Raw genomic sequence first — 15,115 nt, forward strand, 5'->3', positions numbered from 1 at the left:
TCCCGCCGTGTGCGCCCCGAGTCTCGCATGCCGGGACGCGCGTCCCGCACCGGTGACCATTGCACGGAATCTTGATATAAGGATTCCTGTCATTGCCTCGACGTGGAGGACCCATCCATGAACACCACAGCCGAGGGCACCCGCGCCAACTTCGGTCTCGGCACGTGGCCCGCCCGCCGTGCCCGGATCTCCCCGGAACGCACGGCACTCGTCGAGGCCGGCCGCACCCTCACGTACGCCGCCCTCGCCGACCGCACGGCACGTCTGGCGGGACACCTGGCCGAGCGCGGGGTGCGCCCCGGGGACCGCGTGGCCTACCTCGGCGTCAACGCCGCGAGCACGTTCGAGACGTTCTTCGCCACGTGGCTGCTCGGCGCCATCGCCGTGCCGCTGAACTTCCGGCTCTCCGGCGCGGAAATCCGCTACATGCTGGCGGATTCGGGGGCGGCCGTGCTCGTCCACAGCCCGGACGCCGACGCACTCCTGGCCGCCGCGGCGCCGCTGCCCGGCACACTGCGCATCCTCATCCCGGCAGAACCGGCAGGGCCGGCAGAACCGGCAGCCCCCGCAGGACCGGCGGACCCGGCACGACCGGCCGAACCGACGCACTCCGCAGACCCGGCCGACCCGGCCCCCGCCCGCCCGACCGGCCTGGCCGCCGCGATCGCCGCCGGCCCCCCGCTCGACGCACCGCCCGCCGTCGACCTCGACGACCCGGCCGTCCTGCTCTACACCTCCGGCACGACCGGCCGGCCCAAGGCCGCCGTGCTCAGCCACGCCAACCTGACCTGGAACACGGTCAACCAGCTCGCGCACCTCGACATCGGGCAGGACGAACGCACGCTGTGCATCTCGCCGCTGTTCCACGCCACCGGGCTCGGCCAGGTCACCCTGCCGACGTTCTTCAAGGGCGGCAGCGTGGAACCGGTCCCCAGATTCGACGCGGGCGCGATCCTCGACCGCATCGAGCGGGCCCGGATCACCGCCTTCTCCGCGGTGCCCACGATGCTGCGCATGATGTGCGAACACCCGCGGTGGGCGGACGTCGACCTGGGATCGCTGACCGGCGTCGTCTACGGCGGCTCGCCGGTCCAGGAGCGCGTCGCCCGCGCGTGGCTCGACCGCGGCGTGCGCCTCCACCAGGGCTACGGCATGACCGAGGCCGCGCCGGGCGTGTACATGGCGCCCGCCTCCGGCGCCGCCGAGCGCCCCGTGTCGGTCGGCGTCCCGCACTTCTTCACCGACGTCGCCATGCTCCGCGCCGACCGCCCCACCACCGTCGCCGGCCCGCCCGGCGAGTTGCTCGTCCGCGGCCCGCACGTCTTCTCCGGCTACTGGAACCGGCCCGCCGACTCCGTCGACGCGTTCGTCGACGGATGGTTTCGCACCGGCGACCTGCTCAGCGTCGACTCCGACGGCTGGGCATCGGTCACCGACCGGGTCAAGGACCTGATCATCTCCGGCGGCGAGAACGTGTACCCCGCCGAGGTCGAAGCCGTGCTGCTCCGGCTCGACGCGGTCGCCCACGCCGCCGTCGTCGGCGTCCCCGACGCCCGCTGGGGCGAGGTCGGCGCCGCCTACATCCAACCGCGCGAGGGCATCGCCCTCGACGAGTCCGGCGTGCGCTCCCACCTGGAGGCACACCTGGCCCGCTTCAAGATCCCCAAGTACGTCGTCTTCGTGACCGCACTCCCCGCCAACGCCACCGGCAAGATCCGCCGCGTCGAGCTGCGCGCCCGAGCGGCCACGGAATTCGCCGACGTGGAAGGAACCTCCGCATGACCCGCCCCGCCGTCCACACCGTCCCCGCCCCCGAGGGCCCGCCGACCGCGGCCACGGCCACATCCGCCGCGACGCCCCTCCCTCCGCCGCCCGCGCTGCCGTCGTCCCTGCACGTCGAGCGGCACGGCCCCGTCGCGGTCCTGCGCCTGTCCCGCCCGGCCAAGCGCAACGCCCTCGACGACGCGACGGTCCTGGGCCTGGAAGCGTTCTTCGCGGCGCCCCCGCCGGACGTGCGCGCCGTCGTCCTGGACGCCGAGGGCGAGCACTTCTGCGCCGGACTGGACCTGTCCGAACTCACCGAGAGCGACACGCTCGCCGGACTGCGGCACTCGCGCATGTGGCACCGTGCCTTCGAGCGCATCGAACGCGGCGACGTGCCCGTCGTGGCGGTCCTCAAGGGCGCGGTCGTCGGCGGCGGTCTCGAACTGGCGTGCGCCGCGCACATCCGGGTCGCCGAACCGAGCACCTTCTACGCACTGCCCGAAGGACAACGCGGCCTGTTCGTCGGCGGCGGCGCGTCGGTGCGCGTCCCGCGGCTGATCGGCGTGCACCGCATGACCGACATGATGCTCACCGGCCGCGTCGTCGACGCCGCCGACGGCCAGGCCCTCGGCCTGTCGCAATACCTGACCGGCGCCGGCGAGGGCCTCGGCCGCGCCCTCGAACTCGCCCGACGCATCGCCGACAACGCGGCCATCACCAACTTCGCCGTCCTCCAGGCGCTGCCCCGGATCGCGGAGGCCGGCCCCGACGAGGGCTACCTGCTCGAATCGCTCATGGCGGCCGTCGCCTCCGGCAGCGACGAGGCCAAGACCCGCATGCGCGCCTTCCTCGCCGGCCGCGCCGGAAAGGTCGGCCGCTCGTGACCACCCCCGCAACCCCCGGCACCACCCGGCAGGACGCGCCCGAATTGTTGCGCGCACCCGCCGCGGACGTGCTCGACACCACCGAACTGGGCCGCTTCGTGCGCCACGTCGAGGCCGCCCGGGGCGAGTCCTTCGCCGACTACCGCGAGTTGCACCGCTGGTCGATCACCCGGCCCGAGGAATTCTGGACCTCCGTCCGGGACTTCTTCCGGGTCCGATTCGCCGGCCCCGAACACGCCGTGCTCCCCGACCACGGCATGCCCGGCGCCCGCTGGTTCCCGGGCGCCACCCTCAACTACGCCCGGCACGCCCTGCACGGCGCCGGCGTCGACGACTCGACGCCCGCGCTCATCGCGTACTCGCAGACCCGCGACCGCGTCGAGCTGAGCCGGGCCGAGCTGCGCGACCGGGTGGGCCGCGCCCGCGCGGGACTGCGCCGCCTGGGCGTCGGCCGGGGCGACCGGGTCGCGGCCTACCTGCCCAACATCCCCGAGACCGTCGTCGCGTTCCTCGCCACCGCGAGCCTGGGCGCCGTATGGGCAAGCTGCGCACCGGAGTTCGGCGCGCGCAGCGTGGTCGACCGATTCGCCCAGATCGAACCCGCGGTGCTGCTCACCGTGCCCGGCTACCGGTACGGCGACAAGCACGTCGACCGCCGCGCGACCGTCGCGGAGATCCGCGCCGCACTGCCGACGCTGCGCACGGTGGTCTGCGTCCCCTACGGCTCCGGCACCGTGCCCGACACCCTCGGGTGGGACGAACTGCTCGCCGAGCCAGGCAGCGCGGACACCGACCCCGTGCCGTTCGACCATCCGCTGTACGTACTCTTCTCGTCCGGCACCACCGGCCGCCCCAAGGCGATCGTGCACGGCCACGGCGGCATCCTGCTCGAACACCTCAAGAACCACGCACTGAGCTGGGATCTGACCCCGGGCGACCGCATGGTGTGGTTCACCACCACCGCGTGGATGATGTGGAACGCGCTGGTGTCCGGCCTGCTCGTCGGCGCGTGCCCGGTGCTGCTCGACGGCAATCCGCTGTACCCCGACCTCGACGCGCAATGGCGCATCGCCGCCGAGACCGAGGCGACGCTGCTGGGCGCCAGCCCCGGCTACCTCATGGCCTGCCGCCGCGCCGGACTGAACCCGGGCCGCGCGCACGACCTCGCCGCGCTGCGCCAGATCGGCGCCGCCGGGAGCCCGCTGCCGCCGGAGGGCTACCGCTGGGTCCACGAGCAGTTCGGCGACCGAGTGCTGCTCAACGTCGGCAGCGGTGGGACGGACGTGTGCAGCGGCATCGTCCAGGGCGGTCCGTGGCAGCCGGTGCGGGCCGGCGAGATCTCCGGACCGGCGCTCGGGGTCGCCGCGGCCGCGTTCGACGCGGACGGCAGGGAGGTCGTCGGCGAACTCGGCGAACTCGTCATCACCGTGCCCATGCCGTCGATGCCCGTCGGCTTCTGGGGCGACACCGACGGCTCCCGCTACCGCGCGGCCTACTTCGACACCTACCCGGGCGTGTGGCGGCACGGGGACTGGGCGCGCTTCGCCGAGACCGGGAGCTGCGTGATCGCCGGGCGCTCGGACGCCACGCTCAACCGCGGCGGCGTGCGGCTGGGCACCGCCGAGTTCTACCGGGTCGTCGAGGAGATCCCGGAGGTCGCGGACAGCCTCGTCGTGCACCTGGAGGACGCGGCGGGCGGCAACGGGGAGTTGCTGCTGTTCGTCGTTCCCGCGTCGGGGGAGGGACTCGGCGCGGAACTGCACGAGCGCATCGTCCGGGAACTGCGCGGCGCGCTCTCGCCGCGACACGTTCCCGACGCCGTCATCGCCGTCGCGGCCGTGCCGCGCAACCGCACCGGCAAGAAGCTCGAACTGCCGGTCAAGCGCATCCTGCTGGGCGCGGACATCGCCGACGTCCTCGGGCCGGACACCCTCGCCGACCCGACCGCGCTCGACGCCTTCCTCGCCCTCGCCGCAGAACGGAGAAACCCGTGAGCACGGACACCGACCACGAGTCGGACGCCGCCGCGGGCGCCGCGACGCCGTACGCCGGCATCGCCCGCGTCGCGATCGTCGGCACCGGCGTGATCGGGGCGAGTTGGGCCGCGCACTTCCTGGCCCGCGGGCTGGACGTGATCGCCACCGACCCGGCCCCGGGTGCCGAGGAGCGGCTGCGCGCCGACGTCGCCGCGCTCCGGCCGACCCCGGCCGGTACCGACTCGGCACACGCCGCCCGGCCCGACCGGTTGACGTTCACCGCGGATGCCGCCGAGGCCGCCGCCGCGGCCGACTTCGTCCAGGAGAACGGCCCCGAACGCGAGGACGTCAAGCGCGCGCTGTTCGCCCGCCTCGACGCGGCGGCGCGTCCGGGGGTCGTCCTGGCCAGCAGTTCGTCCGGCATGGCGGCCACGGTGATCGCCCGCGACTGCGCCGCCCACCCCGAACGCGTGCTCGTGGGCCACCCGTTCAACCCGCCGCACCTGATCCCGCTCGTCGAGGTCGTGCCCGGGGAGCTCACCGCCGAGCACGCGGTCGACACCGCGCTCGCGTTCTACACGGCGGTCGGCAAGAAGCCGATCCGGGTCCGCCGCGAGTTGCCCGGTCACCTGGCCAACCGGCTCCAGGCGGCGCTGTGGCGGGAGGCGTACTCGCTGGTCGACCGGGGTGTGGCGACGGTGGCCGACATCGACACCGCGATCGCGTACGGGCCCGGCCTGCGCTGGGCGATCCTGGGACCGTTCGCCAACCAGCACCTGTCCGGCGGGGCGGGCGGCATCGCGCACGTCCTGGCGCACCTCGGACCGCCGACCGAGGCGTGGTGGCGCGACCTCGGCGACCCGTCGCTCACCCCCGAATTGACCGCCAAGCTCGTGGCCGGCGTGGACGAGGCGCTCGCCGGGATCGACCACACCGCGCTCGCGGCCCGCCGCGACGCACTGCTGCACGTGCTGCTCGCCGCGAAGGCCGACGCCGACCTGCCCTGACGCCCGGCCGCAACCGGCCGCAACCGGCCTCGTCCGCCGCCGGCACATCCCGTCACCCGTCCCACCCGCCTCGCATCCCAGGGAACCACCATGGACCCGACCACCATCGACGCCGTCGACATGCACGTGCACGTCGAACAGGACGGCCACGGCTGTTTCGCTCTCGACCGCGAACTGCTCGACGCCTCCGCCGCCTACTTCAAGGCCGACCAGGACCGCACCCCGACCCTGGAACGCATCGCCGCGCACTACCGCGCCCGCCGCACCGCCGCGGTCGTCTTCACCGTCGACGCGAGTGCCGCGACCGGCCATCCGGCGCTGTCCAGCGAGGAGATCGCCGACGCCGCCGCGGCGCATGCCGACATCCTCGTCCCGTTCGGCTCGGTCGACCCGCACGGCGGCCGGGCCGCCGTCGCCCGCGCCCGCCGCCTGATCACGCGACACGGCGTCCGCGGCTTCAAGTTCCACCCCAGCCTCCAGGGGTTCGACCCGAACGACACGCGTTTCTACCCGCTGTACGAGGCACTCGCCGAGGCCGGCGTACCCGCGCTCTTCCACACCGGGCAGACCGGCATCGGCGCGGGCCTGCCGGGCGGGCGCGGCATCAAGCTGCGGCATTCGAACCCGATGTTGATCGACGACGTCGCGGCGGACTTCCCCGAGTTGACGATCATCCTCGCCCATCCGTCGGTGCCGTGGCAGGACGAGGCGATCTCGATCGCGACGCACAAGGCCAACGTGTACATCGACCTGTCCGGCTGGTCGCCGAAGTACTTCCCGCCGCAGCTGGTGCGCGCCGCGAACTCGATGTTGCGCCACAAGGTGCTGTTCGGCTCCGACTATCCGGTCATCACGCCCGAACGCTGGCTCGCCGACTTCGCGCGACTGGACATCAAGGACGAGGTACGGCCGCTGATCCTCAAGGAGAACGCGATCCGCGTCCTCGGCCTGGCCCCCACCACCGCCACCGCCACCGAAAACGCCACCGCCACCGCCACCGACACCGACACCGACACCGACGACACGAACGCCCGCCGCGTCTAGGTGTATTCACCCGCGCCGAGCCGTCGACCGGCGCAGGCCCCGCAGGTTCCGCAACCCGGCCCCGTGCGCGCCGCGCCGTTTCCGGGGTGCTCAGTCGGTGCCGGCGGGCCTGCGCGTGAGCATGTCCACGATCGCGTTCGCGACCCGCGCCACGCGCTCGGGCGTCCACGGTTCGGGGTCCTCGACGGTGGAGATGAAGTAGCCGCGCACGAGCAGGAAGAGCAGGTCGGCGGCGAGTTCGGGGTCGGCGACGCCCGCGGCGGTGACGGCGTCGAGGAGTTCTCGGCGGGTGGCCGCGGGTTCGCGGGTCTGCGCGGCGTCTGCGGATTCGGCGCCGCTCTGCACGGACGACAACATCTCCACCCACAGGCGGCGCAGTTGCAGGTCGTCCGGGTCGGTCGTGAGGTTCCAGGCGACGGTCGCGTGCAGTCGCTCCCGGCCGTCGAGGCCGTCGACGTGCTCCTCCAGTTCGCCGTTCCATCGGGACTCGGCCGCCGCGACGGCGTTGGTGATCAGGGCGATCCGGGTGGGCACGTAGTTGGTGACCATCGCGGTGGAGCCGCCGAGTTCCCTGGCGACCGCGCGGATGGTCACCGCGCGGGCCCCGTCCCGCGCGGCGACGGTGAGCGTCGCCTTGGCGATGGCCTTGCGGCGCTGGACTTCGTCGACGTCGATCGGCATGAGGGCAACCTAGCTCAGAGGGGGCTTGACGTGGAACTTCGCGTGATGCAACGCTGTTATATCACAGCGTTTTCCACGTGTTCTCGCGTGCTTTCCCCCGCGTTGGAGTGCTCATGAGCCTTGCCTTCGAACGCGTCGCGGCCCAACCCGTTCCCGATCACGCACAGCAGCACATGGTGCGCATGCGCGACGGCGTACGACTGGCCACCGACGTGTACCGCGCCGGATCGGCCCCCGCGCCGACCGTGCTCGTGCGCCTGCCGTACGACAAGAACAGCCGCTACGTCTTCTTCGAGAACGTCGCCGAACGCTTCACCACCCGCGGCTACGTCATGGTCGTCCAGGACGTCCGCGGCAAGTTCCGCTCCCAGGGCCACACCCTCGGCTGGACCGGGGAGGTCGACGACGGCTACGACACGCTCGACTGGATCACCCGCCAACCCTGGTCCGACGGCATCGTCGGCATGTTCGGCGACTCCTACTACGGGTTCACCCAGTGGTCCGCCGTCTCCAGCCAACACCCCGCGCTGCGCGCCATCGTCCCGCGCGTCACCTCCACGAACATCGTCCCCGGCACGGCCGCCTACGCCGCCGCCCGGCAGCCGGTGTGGCTCGAAGGCGCGGACTACCAGGCGCACATCTGGATCGACAACGCCACCTACGACTTCGAACCCGACCTGAGCAAACGACCCCTGATCGCCGCCTACGAGGAAGCCTTCGCGGCGATCGGCAAACGTTCGGCGGGCTTCGACCTCATCGTCGGCGACATCGAACTGCCCGCCTACAACGGGCCCCACCCCTACGACGCGCGCCCCGTCCCGGTGCTGCACTGCGTCGGCTGGTTCGACAACCTCGGCATCGCGCACATGCACGACTACACCGAACTGGCCAAGCGTCCCGGCTGGGCCGCCGTGCAGTACCTCGACGCAGACGCGATCGACCACGAGAACTACTTCCTGGAGAACGCCCCGGTCGGCCCGGCGAACGACCACATGACCGACGAAGACGCCCTGACCAGGCTGCTCGACGCGTACACCGGACCGGCCCTCGACTTCTTCGACGTCTTCCTCAAGGGCACCGCCCACCCCGACACGCTGCCCCGCGTGCGCTGGAAGCTCGGCCACGCCGGCTCGCGCGTCGCGAGCACCTGGCCGCCGTCGGAGGCCGTCGCCCGCGACTGGTACCTCGGCACGCCGCACGCCGCGACCGGCCCGCTCCCGGGCGGCACGCTCGACGAACTCCCGGCATCGGGGCCGGAATCGGTGACCTGGCGGTACGACCCCGACCACCTCGTACCGTCCGCGGTCGCCAACACCTTCATGCTGCTGCACGACCACCCGGACGAAAGCGCCACCGCCGACCGGGACGACGTGCTGGTCTTCACCGGCCCCGCAGCAGCCGGCCCGCTCGACCTGGCCGGCCCGGTGCACGCCGTCCTGCACACCGAGAGCACCACCCCCACCCACGACCTGTTCGTCCGGCTCCTGGACCTCGCCCCCGACGGCACCGCCCGGCTCGTGCTGCGCGGCTGCGCCCAGGCGGACGCCGCCGGCGCGCACGAGATCGAACTCGGCCACACCGGCTACCGGTTGCGCCCCGGGCACCGGCTCGCCCTGATGGTCGCCGGCAGCGACTTCCCCAACCACCTGCCCAACTCCGGCACCACCGAGAACCCGTGGCTGACCACCGCGCCCAAGGCCGGCGTCCAGACCCTGCGCACCGGGCCCGCGTACCCGTCCCGGCTGCGCCTGACCGTGCTGCCGCCGGCCCCCGGCACCGACCCGGACGGCGAGTGAGCGCCATGTCGCCGTCCTTCGTCGCCGGCCGCATCGCCACGCTCGCCGTCACCGTCGTGATCGCCGGCCTGGCCATCCACGGCGCCCTCATGCTCGCCCCGGGCGACCCGGCCACCCTGCTCGTCGGCGGCGCCCGCAAGCCCGATCCGGCGGTCCTCGCCCGAATCCACCGCGACTACCACCTCGACGACCCGTTCCTGCAAGGCTGGTGGCACTGGTTCTCCGGTTGCCTGCACGGCGACTTCGGCAAGTCGCTCGTCTACCGCGACAGCGTCGGCCACCTGATCGGCTCCCGCGCGGGCGACACGTTCGCGCTCGTCGGGTACGCCGCCGTCCTGGTCATCGTGCTCGGCACCGCCGCCGGGACCCTGGCCGCGCTGCGCGGCGGGCGTACCGAGGCGCTGGTCACCACGGCGACCGCGAGCGCGATGGCGGTGCCGACGTTCATCATGGCGGTGCTGCTGATCTGGGTGTTCGCCGTGCAACTGCCGTGGTTCCCGGTCTACGGCACCGGCAGCGGCTTCACCGGGACCCTGGCGCACCTGACCCTGCCCGCCATCGCCCTCGCCGTCTCGTGGATCGGCTACGTCGCCCAGGTCACCCGCGCGGCCGTACGCGCCGAACTGCGCGCCGAGCACGTCGAGACCGCACGCAGCCGCGGCGTGCCCGAGTCCGTCGTCATCCGCCGGCACGTGCTGCGCAACGCGTCCGGGCCGGTCCTCGCCGTCTCCGGCGTCGGGGTCGCGGGTCTGATCGCCACCACCGCGGTCGCCGAACAGGCCTTCGGCATCGGCGGATTGGGCGCGCTGATGATCGACGCCGCGGCCAAGCAGGACCTCGCGGTCGTGCAGGCCGTGTCGCTGCTGTTCGTCGTCGTCTTCGTGGTCGTCAACACCCTCGTCGATCTGGTCGGCGCGGCCCTGGACCCGCGGTCCGCACGGAAGGGAAGCCGATGAGCAGCACCGCGGCCGGCCGCACGGCCGGCTCCCACCCCGCGCCCCGGGCCGAGCCGGAGCACCCGCCCTCCGCACGCCCCCGGCCCGGCGACCGCATCACCCCGGCCGCGGCCTGCGTGCTCGGTGCCTTCGTCCTGCTCGCCCTGATCGGACCCTTCATCGCGCCGCACGACCCCAACGCCGTCGACCCGTTCGACGTCAACGCGCAACCGTCGGGCGCCCACCTGCTCGGCACCGACGACACCGGCCGGGACATCCTGTCCCGGATCATCTGCGGAACCCGCGCCGCCCTGATCGCACCGGCACTCGTGGTGGCCTTCTCGACCGTGGTCGGAGTCCTGCTCGCGCTGTCCGCGGCCTGGTTCGGCGGGTGGGTCGACCGGATCGTCTCCGGGCTCCTGGACGTGGTCTTCGGCTTCCCCGGGCTGATCCTCGCGGTGCTCGCCGCGGCGGTCTTCGGTGCCGGGCTCGTCGCCCCGGTCGCCGCGCTCTCCATCGCCTACCTTCCGCTGGCCACCCGGGTGGTGCGCTCCGCGGCGCTGAAGGAACGCGCACTGCCGTACGTCTCCGCCCTGCAACTCCTGGGCGCCCCCACCCGCCGCATCTGGCTCCGCCACCTGCTGCCCAACCTCGCCCCGCTCGTCCTGGTCCAGGCCACCATCGGCTTCGGCTACGCACTCCTGGACGTCGCCGCGATCTCCTTCATCGGCCTCGGCGCCCAACCGCCCGACCCGGAATGGGGCCTCATGGTGTCCAACGGCGCCTCCGGCATCCTGGCCGGCCACCCCCAGCAGTCGCTGTTCACCGGACTGGTCGTGCTGGTCGTCGTGGTCGCCGTCAACCTGCTGGGATCGGGGCTCTCCCGGCGCCTGCTGGGAGAGAACACATGACCCCGACCACGAAGCCACCGCTCGCGCCGCTGCTGGAGATCGGTGCGCTGCGCCTCGACCTTCGAATCGACGGCACCCCCAGGACCGTCGTGCACCGGGCCGACGTCACCGTGGCGGAGGGCGAAGCGATCGCCCTGGTCGGCGAATCGGGATCCGGGAAATCGCTCACCGCGCGTTCGGTGTTGCGCCTCCTGCCGCCCGGCGCGCAGGTGCACGGCACCTTGCGCTTCGCCGGCGAGTCGGTCCCGGACATGACCCGCACCCGGCTGCGCGCCTATCGGGCAAGCGAGGTCGCGATGGTGTTCCAGGACCCGCGCGCCCACATCAATCCGGCCCGCGGCGTCGGCGACTTCCTCATCGAGGGCCTCACCACCGCATGCGGGATGCCCGCGTCCGACGCCCGGCGCAAGGTCGCGGGCATCCTGCGCGAAGTCGGCATCACCGACGCGGAGCGCCGCATGCGGCAACGCCCGTGGGAGTTGTCCGGCGGACTCCTCCAACGCGTGATGATCGCCGCCGCCCTGGCCGCCGAACCCCGATTGTTGCTGGCCGACGAACCGACCACCGCGCTGGACGTCACCACCCAGGAGGAGGTGATGGCGATCATCGCCGAGGCCCGCGAGGCCCGCGGCCTGGCCATGCTGTTCATCACCCACGACCTCGAACTCGCGGCGGCCGTATGCGACCGCGTCGTCGTCATGTACGCCGGATCGACCGTCGAACAGGTGCCCGCCGCAGCGCTCCACGAAGGCACCGCACACCCGTACACCCGGGCCCTGCTCGCCTCCCGACCCGCCGTCGGCGGCCCGAGGGCCGAACTGCGCGCGATCAGCGGACGTCCGCTGTCCGGATTCGAAGTACCGCCCGGATGTGCCTTCGCCCCGCGATGTCCGCAGGCCGAGCAGCGGTGTCGCATCGAACGCCCCGAGCCGCGCCCCGCCGGCCCCGGCACCACGGCATGCCACTTCCCGCACACCACCGCACCCGAGGAGGCCGGCCGCCATGCTTGAGGTCACCGACCTGCGCAAGGTCTACGGCGGTTTCGTCGCCGTCGACGGCGTCGGCTTCGCCCTGGGCGCGGGCGAATCGCTCGCGGTGGTGGGGGAATCGGGATCCGGCAAGACCACCACCGCGCGCATGATCGCCGGGCTGGAGCCGCCGAGCGGCGGACGCATCGTGGTGGCGGGAGAGCAACGCCGGCCCGGGTGCAGGGGCGGCGCGGACCGCCGGACCCGGGCCGGGCAGATCCAGATGGTCTTCCAGGACCCGTATTCGTCGCTGGACCGGCGCCAGTCGGTCGCGGACGCGGTGGCCGAGGCCGTCGGGCTGCATCGTCCGCTCGAGGGCGAGGCGCTGCGCGCCCGGGTCGCGGAACTCCTGGACATGGTCGGCGTGGACGATCGCCAGGCCCGCTCGCTGCCCAAGGAACTGTCCGGCGGCCAGCGTCAACGGGTGGCGATCGCCCGCGCGCTGGCGGCAGAGCCACGCGTGCTGATCCTGGACGAGGCCGTCGCCGCACTCGACGTGTCGATCCAGGCGCAGATCCTCAACCTGCTGGCCCGCATCCGCGAAAGCACGGGCACCGCACTGCTGTTCATCACCCACGACCTCGGTGCGGTCCCCTACGTCAGCGACGAGGTGTTGGTGATGCGCGCCGGGCGGATCGTCGAGCACGGTCCGGTCGAGCGGGTGCTCGGCGCGCCCGAGGACGCCTACACCCGCCGTCTGATCGACTCGATCCCCAAACCCGGATGGGTACCGCGCCGGCGCGGGCCCGATACGGCGTGACACCGCAGGACCACACCCGGCACACTCCGACCCCGGAATTCTCCGACCCCTTCATTCTCCGACCCCCTCCCTCCCTTCCCTTCCCTTCTCGTCGAGGACCCGCAATGACCTTCACTCCCGCCCTCGAATTCGCCTTCGAGATCCGCGCCCACGTCGCCGAGACGCTGCACATCGGCCACGGCGACGGCGAGATCACCGAGTTCACCCCGATCGTCGGCGGCACGGTCGCCGGACCCTGGTTCAACGGCACCGTGTTGCCCGGCGGCGGCGACTGGAGCAACACACGCGGCGAAGTCTGCGAACTGGAGGCCCGCTACCTGATCCGCGCCGACGACGGCGCGGTCGTCGACATCGTCAACCGCGGCTACTACCGCCCCGCTCCGGACGGCCCCGACCAGTACGACGGCGACCTCCGGGTCACCGAGAAGGGCCACTACTACCGCACGTCGCCGATCTTCCGCACCGACGCCCCGGCCCACCGCCGCCTCGCCGAGACCGTGTTCGTCGGCCTGGCCCGGCCGGACGGCGAGGACGTCGTGGTGATCAGGATGTACGCGCTGGCCTAGTGCGGCGGACCCGGCGGGCGCCCGGCCGGGGGCCCACCGGACACCGCGTACACCGAGGCCCCGAAGGCAGCGGCCGGAGCCGACCGCCTTTCGGGGCCTCGGTGTTCGGGCACGTCCGTACGACGCGGATCGCTCAGTCGGTTCCGGACTCCATGGCCGCGTGGTCGAGGGCGTCGGATGCCTCCGCGACGGCCTCGGCGTCCTCGCTGCTCGCGGCAATGGCCGTCGCGCCGCCCGGGGTCAGCTCGCCGATGAGCCGGCTCCACGGGTTGAGCGCACCGTGCGCGGCGTACTGTTCGAGCTTGTTCCGCGAATCGGCGATGTCCAGGTTGCGCATGGTGAGTTGCCCGATCCGGTCGGCCGGAACGAACGGCTGGTCGAGGCTGCGCTCCATGGACAACTTTTCCGGGTGGTAGCTGAGGTTCGGGCCCTGCGTGTCGAGCACCGAGTAGTCCTGGCCGCGCCGCAGCCGCACCGTGACGCTGCCGGTGATCGGGTAGCCGATCCACCGCTGCAGGCCGTCCCGGAGCATGAGCGCCTGCGGGTCGAACCAACGGCCCTCGTAGAGCAGTCGCCCGAGCCGGCGCCCCTCGACGTGGTACATGGAGATGGTGTCCTCGTTGTGGATGGCGTTGAGCAGCCGCTCGTAGCACACGTGCAGCAGCGCCATGCCGGGAGCCTCGTACACACCGCGGCTCTTGGCCTCGATGATGCGGTTCTCGATCTGGTCCGACATCCCGAGCCCGTGACGGCCGCCGATGGCATTGGCCTCGCGCACCAGTTCCGTCGCGTCGGCGAAGGCGCGTCCGTTGATGCGCACCGGGCGACCGTGCTCGAACTCGACGGTGACGTCCTCGGTCGCGATCTCCACCTCGGGGTCCCAGTAGGCGACACCCATGATCGGGTTCACCATTTCGAGCGAGGTGTCCAGGTATTCGAGACGCTTGGCCTCGTGCGTGGCTCCCCAGATGTTCGCGTCGGTGGAGTACGCCTTCTCGGCGGAGTCGCGATAGGGCAGGTCGCGTTCCGCCAGCCAGGTGGACATCTCCTGCCGACCGCCGAGCTCCGCCACGAACTCCCCGTCGAGCCAGGGCTTGTAGATCCGCAACTCGGGGTTGGCGAGCAGACCGTAACGGTAGAACCGCTCGATGTCGTTGCCCTTGTACGTGGACCCGTCGCCCCAGATGGAGACGTCGTCCTCGTGCATGGCCCGCACCAGGAGCGTGCCCACCACGGCGCGCCCGAGCGGGGTGGTGTTGAAGTAGGCCTGCGCACCCGAGCGGATGTGGAAGGCGCCGCAGGCCAGCGCGGCAAGGCCCTCCTCGACCAGCGCGGCCCGGCAGTCCACGAGCCGCGCCTGCTCCGCGCCGTAGGCGAGGCCACGCTGCGGCACGTCGCCCAGATCCGGCTCGTCGTACTGACCGATGTCGGCCGTGTACGCGTAGGGGATCGCGCCGCGTTCCCGCATCCACGCCACCGCGACCGAGGTGTCCAGCCCGCCGGAGAAGGCGATACCGATCCGTTCGCCGACCGGCAGCTTGTTCAAGACCTTCGACATGTGTGCACCCCAAGCGGCCCGATCGCGCGTGGCCCCGAATCGTAACGAGTGAGCCCGGGAGAACCCGAGACCGACAGCATGGCATAGATTTACGCTTCCCAGCAAAACTATGCACTCGATCGGGAAGGCCGCCTCCCGTCGCCGCCCCCGGAGGGCTCCGCCGAGCGGGGCCCGGGCGGGCCCGACCCCCTCCCCCACCCACGCG

At 72.5% G+C, this 15,115-nt stretch carries 13 protein-coding genes; 11 read left to right on the top strand and 2 right to left on the bottom strand.

The genetic code is table 11. The features are described from left to right. Positions 1-117 precede the first annotated feature (117 nt). The 5 genes from ACFZBU_RS11530 to couO all read left to right on the top strand — a co-directional run bounded on the left by ACFZBU_RS11530 (position 118) and on the right by couO (position 6,675). Positions 118-1,782, top strand: coding sequence for a long-chain fatty acid--CoA ligase (locus ACFZBU_RS11530; protein ID WP_391583296.1), 1,665 nt, complete (start codon positions 118-120; stop codon positions 1,780-1,782). Beyond that, on the top strand, positions 1,779-2,648 hold the full coding sequence (locus ACFZBU_RS11535; protein ID WP_391583297.1) for a crotonase/enoyl-CoA hydratase family protein: 870 nt from the start codon (positions 1,779-1,781) through the stop codon (positions 2,646-2,648). Before ACFZBU_RS11530 ends, ACFZBU_RS11535 begins: the two co-directional genes overlap by 4 nt. Beyond that, positions 2,645-4,642 (top strand): acetoacetate--CoA ligase, encoded by a 1,998-nt coding sequence (locus ACFZBU_RS11540; RefSeq protein ID WP_391583298.1) that lies wholly within the window; start codon positions 2,645-2,647, stop codon positions 4,640-4,642. Before ACFZBU_RS11535 ends, ACFZBU_RS11540 begins: the two co-directional genes overlap by 4 nt. After that, positions 4,639-5,631 carry a 3-hydroxyacyl-CoA dehydrogenase NAD-binding domain-containing protein gene (locus ACFZBU_RS11545; protein ID WP_391583299.1) on the top strand — a complete coding sequence of 331 codons (993 nt, stop codon included), beginning with the start codon at positions 4,639-4,641 and terminating at the stop codon, positions 5,629-5,631. Before ACFZBU_RS11540 ends, ACFZBU_RS11545 begins: the two co-directional genes overlap by 4 nt. 90 nt (positions 5,632-5,721) lie before the next feature. Further along, positions 5,722-6,675 carry a 4-hydroxyphenyl-beta-ketoacyl-CoA hydrolase gene (gene couO, locus ACFZBU_RS11550; protein ID WP_391583300.1) on the top strand — a complete coding sequence of 318 codons (954 nt, stop codon included), beginning with the start codon at positions 5,722-5,724 and terminating at the stop codon, positions 6,673-6,675. A 90-nt stretch (positions 6,676-6,765) separates the two neighbouring features. On the opposite strand, the gene ACFZBU_RS11555 is transcribed toward couO, so the two are convergent. Beyond that, positions 6,766-7,356, bottom strand: a complete 591-nt coding sequence (locus tag ACFZBU_RS11555) for a TetR/AcrR family transcriptional regulator (RefSeq protein ID WP_391583301.1) — start codon at positions 7,354-7,356, stop codon at positions 6,766-6,768. A gap of 113 nt (positions 7,357-7,469) precedes the next feature. Between ACFZBU_RS11555 and ACFZBU_RS11560 the strand changes: the two genes are divergently transcribed. The 6 genes from ACFZBU_RS11560 to ACFZBU_RS11585 all read left to right on the top strand — a co-directional run bounded on the left by ACFZBU_RS11560 (position 7,470) and on the right by ACFZBU_RS11585 (position 13,352). Further along, complete coding sequence (locus ACFZBU_RS11560; protein ID WP_391583302.1) at positions 7,470-9,152, top strand: CocE/NonD family hydrolase; 1,683 nt, start codon at positions 7,470-7,472, stop codon at positions 9,150-9,152. 5 nt (positions 9,153-9,157) lie between these two features. Continuing rightward, a complete protein-coding gene (locus tag ACFZBU_RS11565) occupies positions 9,158-10,108 on the top strand; it encodes an ABC transporter permease (protein WP_391583303.1) in 951 nt (316 codons plus the stop codon). Then, positions 10,105-10,998: an ABC transporter permease gene (locus tag ACFZBU_RS11570; RefSeq protein ID WP_391583304.1), complete on the top strand. Its 894-nt coding sequence runs from the start codon at positions 10,105-10,107 to the stop codon at positions 10,996-10,998. Before ACFZBU_RS11565 ends, ACFZBU_RS11570 begins: the two co-directional genes overlap by 4 nt. Then, the gene (locus ACFZBU_RS11575) at positions 10,995-12,008 is read left to right on the top strand and encodes an ABC transporter ATP-binding protein (RefSeq protein WP_391583305.1); all 1,014 of its coding nucleotides are present in this window, start codon (positions 10,995-10,997) and stop codon (positions 12,006-12,008) included. Before ACFZBU_RS11570 ends, ACFZBU_RS11575 begins: the two co-directional genes overlap by 4 nt. After that, the gene (locus ACFZBU_RS11580; protein WP_391583306.1) at positions 12,001-12,786 is read left to right on the top strand and encodes an ABC transporter ATP-binding protein; all 786 of its coding nucleotides are present in this window, start codon (positions 12,001-12,003) and stop codon (positions 12,784-12,786) included. The genes ACFZBU_RS11575 and ACFZBU_RS11580 overlap by 8 nt, the downstream gene beginning before the upstream one ends. Positions 12,787-12,890: 104 nt before the next feature. Next, the gene (locus ACFZBU_RS11585; RefSeq protein ID WP_391583307.1) at positions 12,891-13,352 is read left to right on the top strand and encodes a DUF3237 domain-containing protein; all 462 of its coding nucleotides are present in this window, start codon (positions 12,891-12,893) and stop codon (positions 13,350-13,352) included. Between the two features lie 133 nt (positions 13,353-13,485). Here the strand turns inward: ACFZBU_RS11585 and argG are convergent, their stop codons facing one another. Next, positions 13,486-14,910 (bottom strand): argininosuccinate synthase, encoded by a 1,425-nt coding sequence (argG, locus tag ACFZBU_RS11590; RefSeq protein WP_391583308.1) that lies wholly within the window; start codon positions 14,908-14,910, stop codon positions 13,486-13,488. Positions 14,911-15,115 lie beyond the last annotated feature (205 nt).

This window comes from Embleya sp. NPDC008237, assembly GCF_042956465.1.
GTDB lineage: Bacteria > Actinomycetota > Actinomycetes > Streptomycetales > Streptomycetaceae > Embleya.

What these genes read in the sequence shown, in the direction of transcription:
- ACFZBU_RS11530 (WP_391583296.1), top strand. Translation starts at nt 118, where the DNA reads ATGAACACCACAGCCGAGGGCACCCGCGCCAACTTCGGTCTCGGCACG.
- ACFZBU_RS11535 (WP_391583297.1), top strand. Translation starts at nt 1,779, where the DNA reads ATGACCCGCCCCGCCGTCCACACCGTCCCCGCCCCCGAGGGCCCGCCG.
- couO (WP_391583300.1), top strand. Translation starts at nt 5,722, where the DNA reads ATGGACCCGACCACCATCGACGCCGTCGACATGCACGTGCACGTCGAA.
- ACFZBU_RS11555 (WP_391583301.1), bottom strand. Translation starts at nt 7,356, where the DNA reads ATGCCGATCGACGTCGACGAAGTCCAGCGCCGCAAGGCCATCGCCAAG.
- ACFZBU_RS11560 (WP_391583302.1), top strand. Translation starts at nt 7,470, where the DNA reads ATGAGCCTTGCCTTCGAACGCGTCGCGGCCCAACCCGTTCCCGATCAC.
- ACFZBU_RS11565 (WP_391583303.1), top strand. Translation starts at nt 9,158, where the DNA reads ATGTCGCCGTCCTTCGTCGCCGGCCGCATCGCCACGCTCGCCGTCACC.
- ACFZBU_RS11570 (WP_391583304.1), top strand. Translation starts at nt 10,105, where the DNA reads ATGAGCAGCACCGCGGCCGGCCGCACGGCCGGCTCCCACCCCGCGCCC.
- ACFZBU_RS11575 (WP_391583305.1), top strand. Translation starts at nt 10,995, where the DNA reads ATGACCCCGACCACGAAGCCACCGCTCGCGCCGCTGCTGGAGATCGGT.
- ACFZBU_RS11580 (WP_391583306.1), top strand. Translation starts at nt 12,001, where the DNA reads ATGCTTGAGGTCACCGACCTGCGCAAGGTCTACGGCGGTTTCGTCGCC.
- ACFZBU_RS11585 (WP_391583307.1), top strand. Translation starts at nt 12,891, where the DNA reads ATGACCTTCACTCCCGCCCTCGAATTCGCCTTCGAGATCCGCGCCCAC.
- argG (WP_391583308.1), bottom strand. Translation starts at nt 14,910, where the DNA reads ATGTCGAAGGTCTTGAACAAGCTGCCGGTCGGCGAACGGATCGGTATC.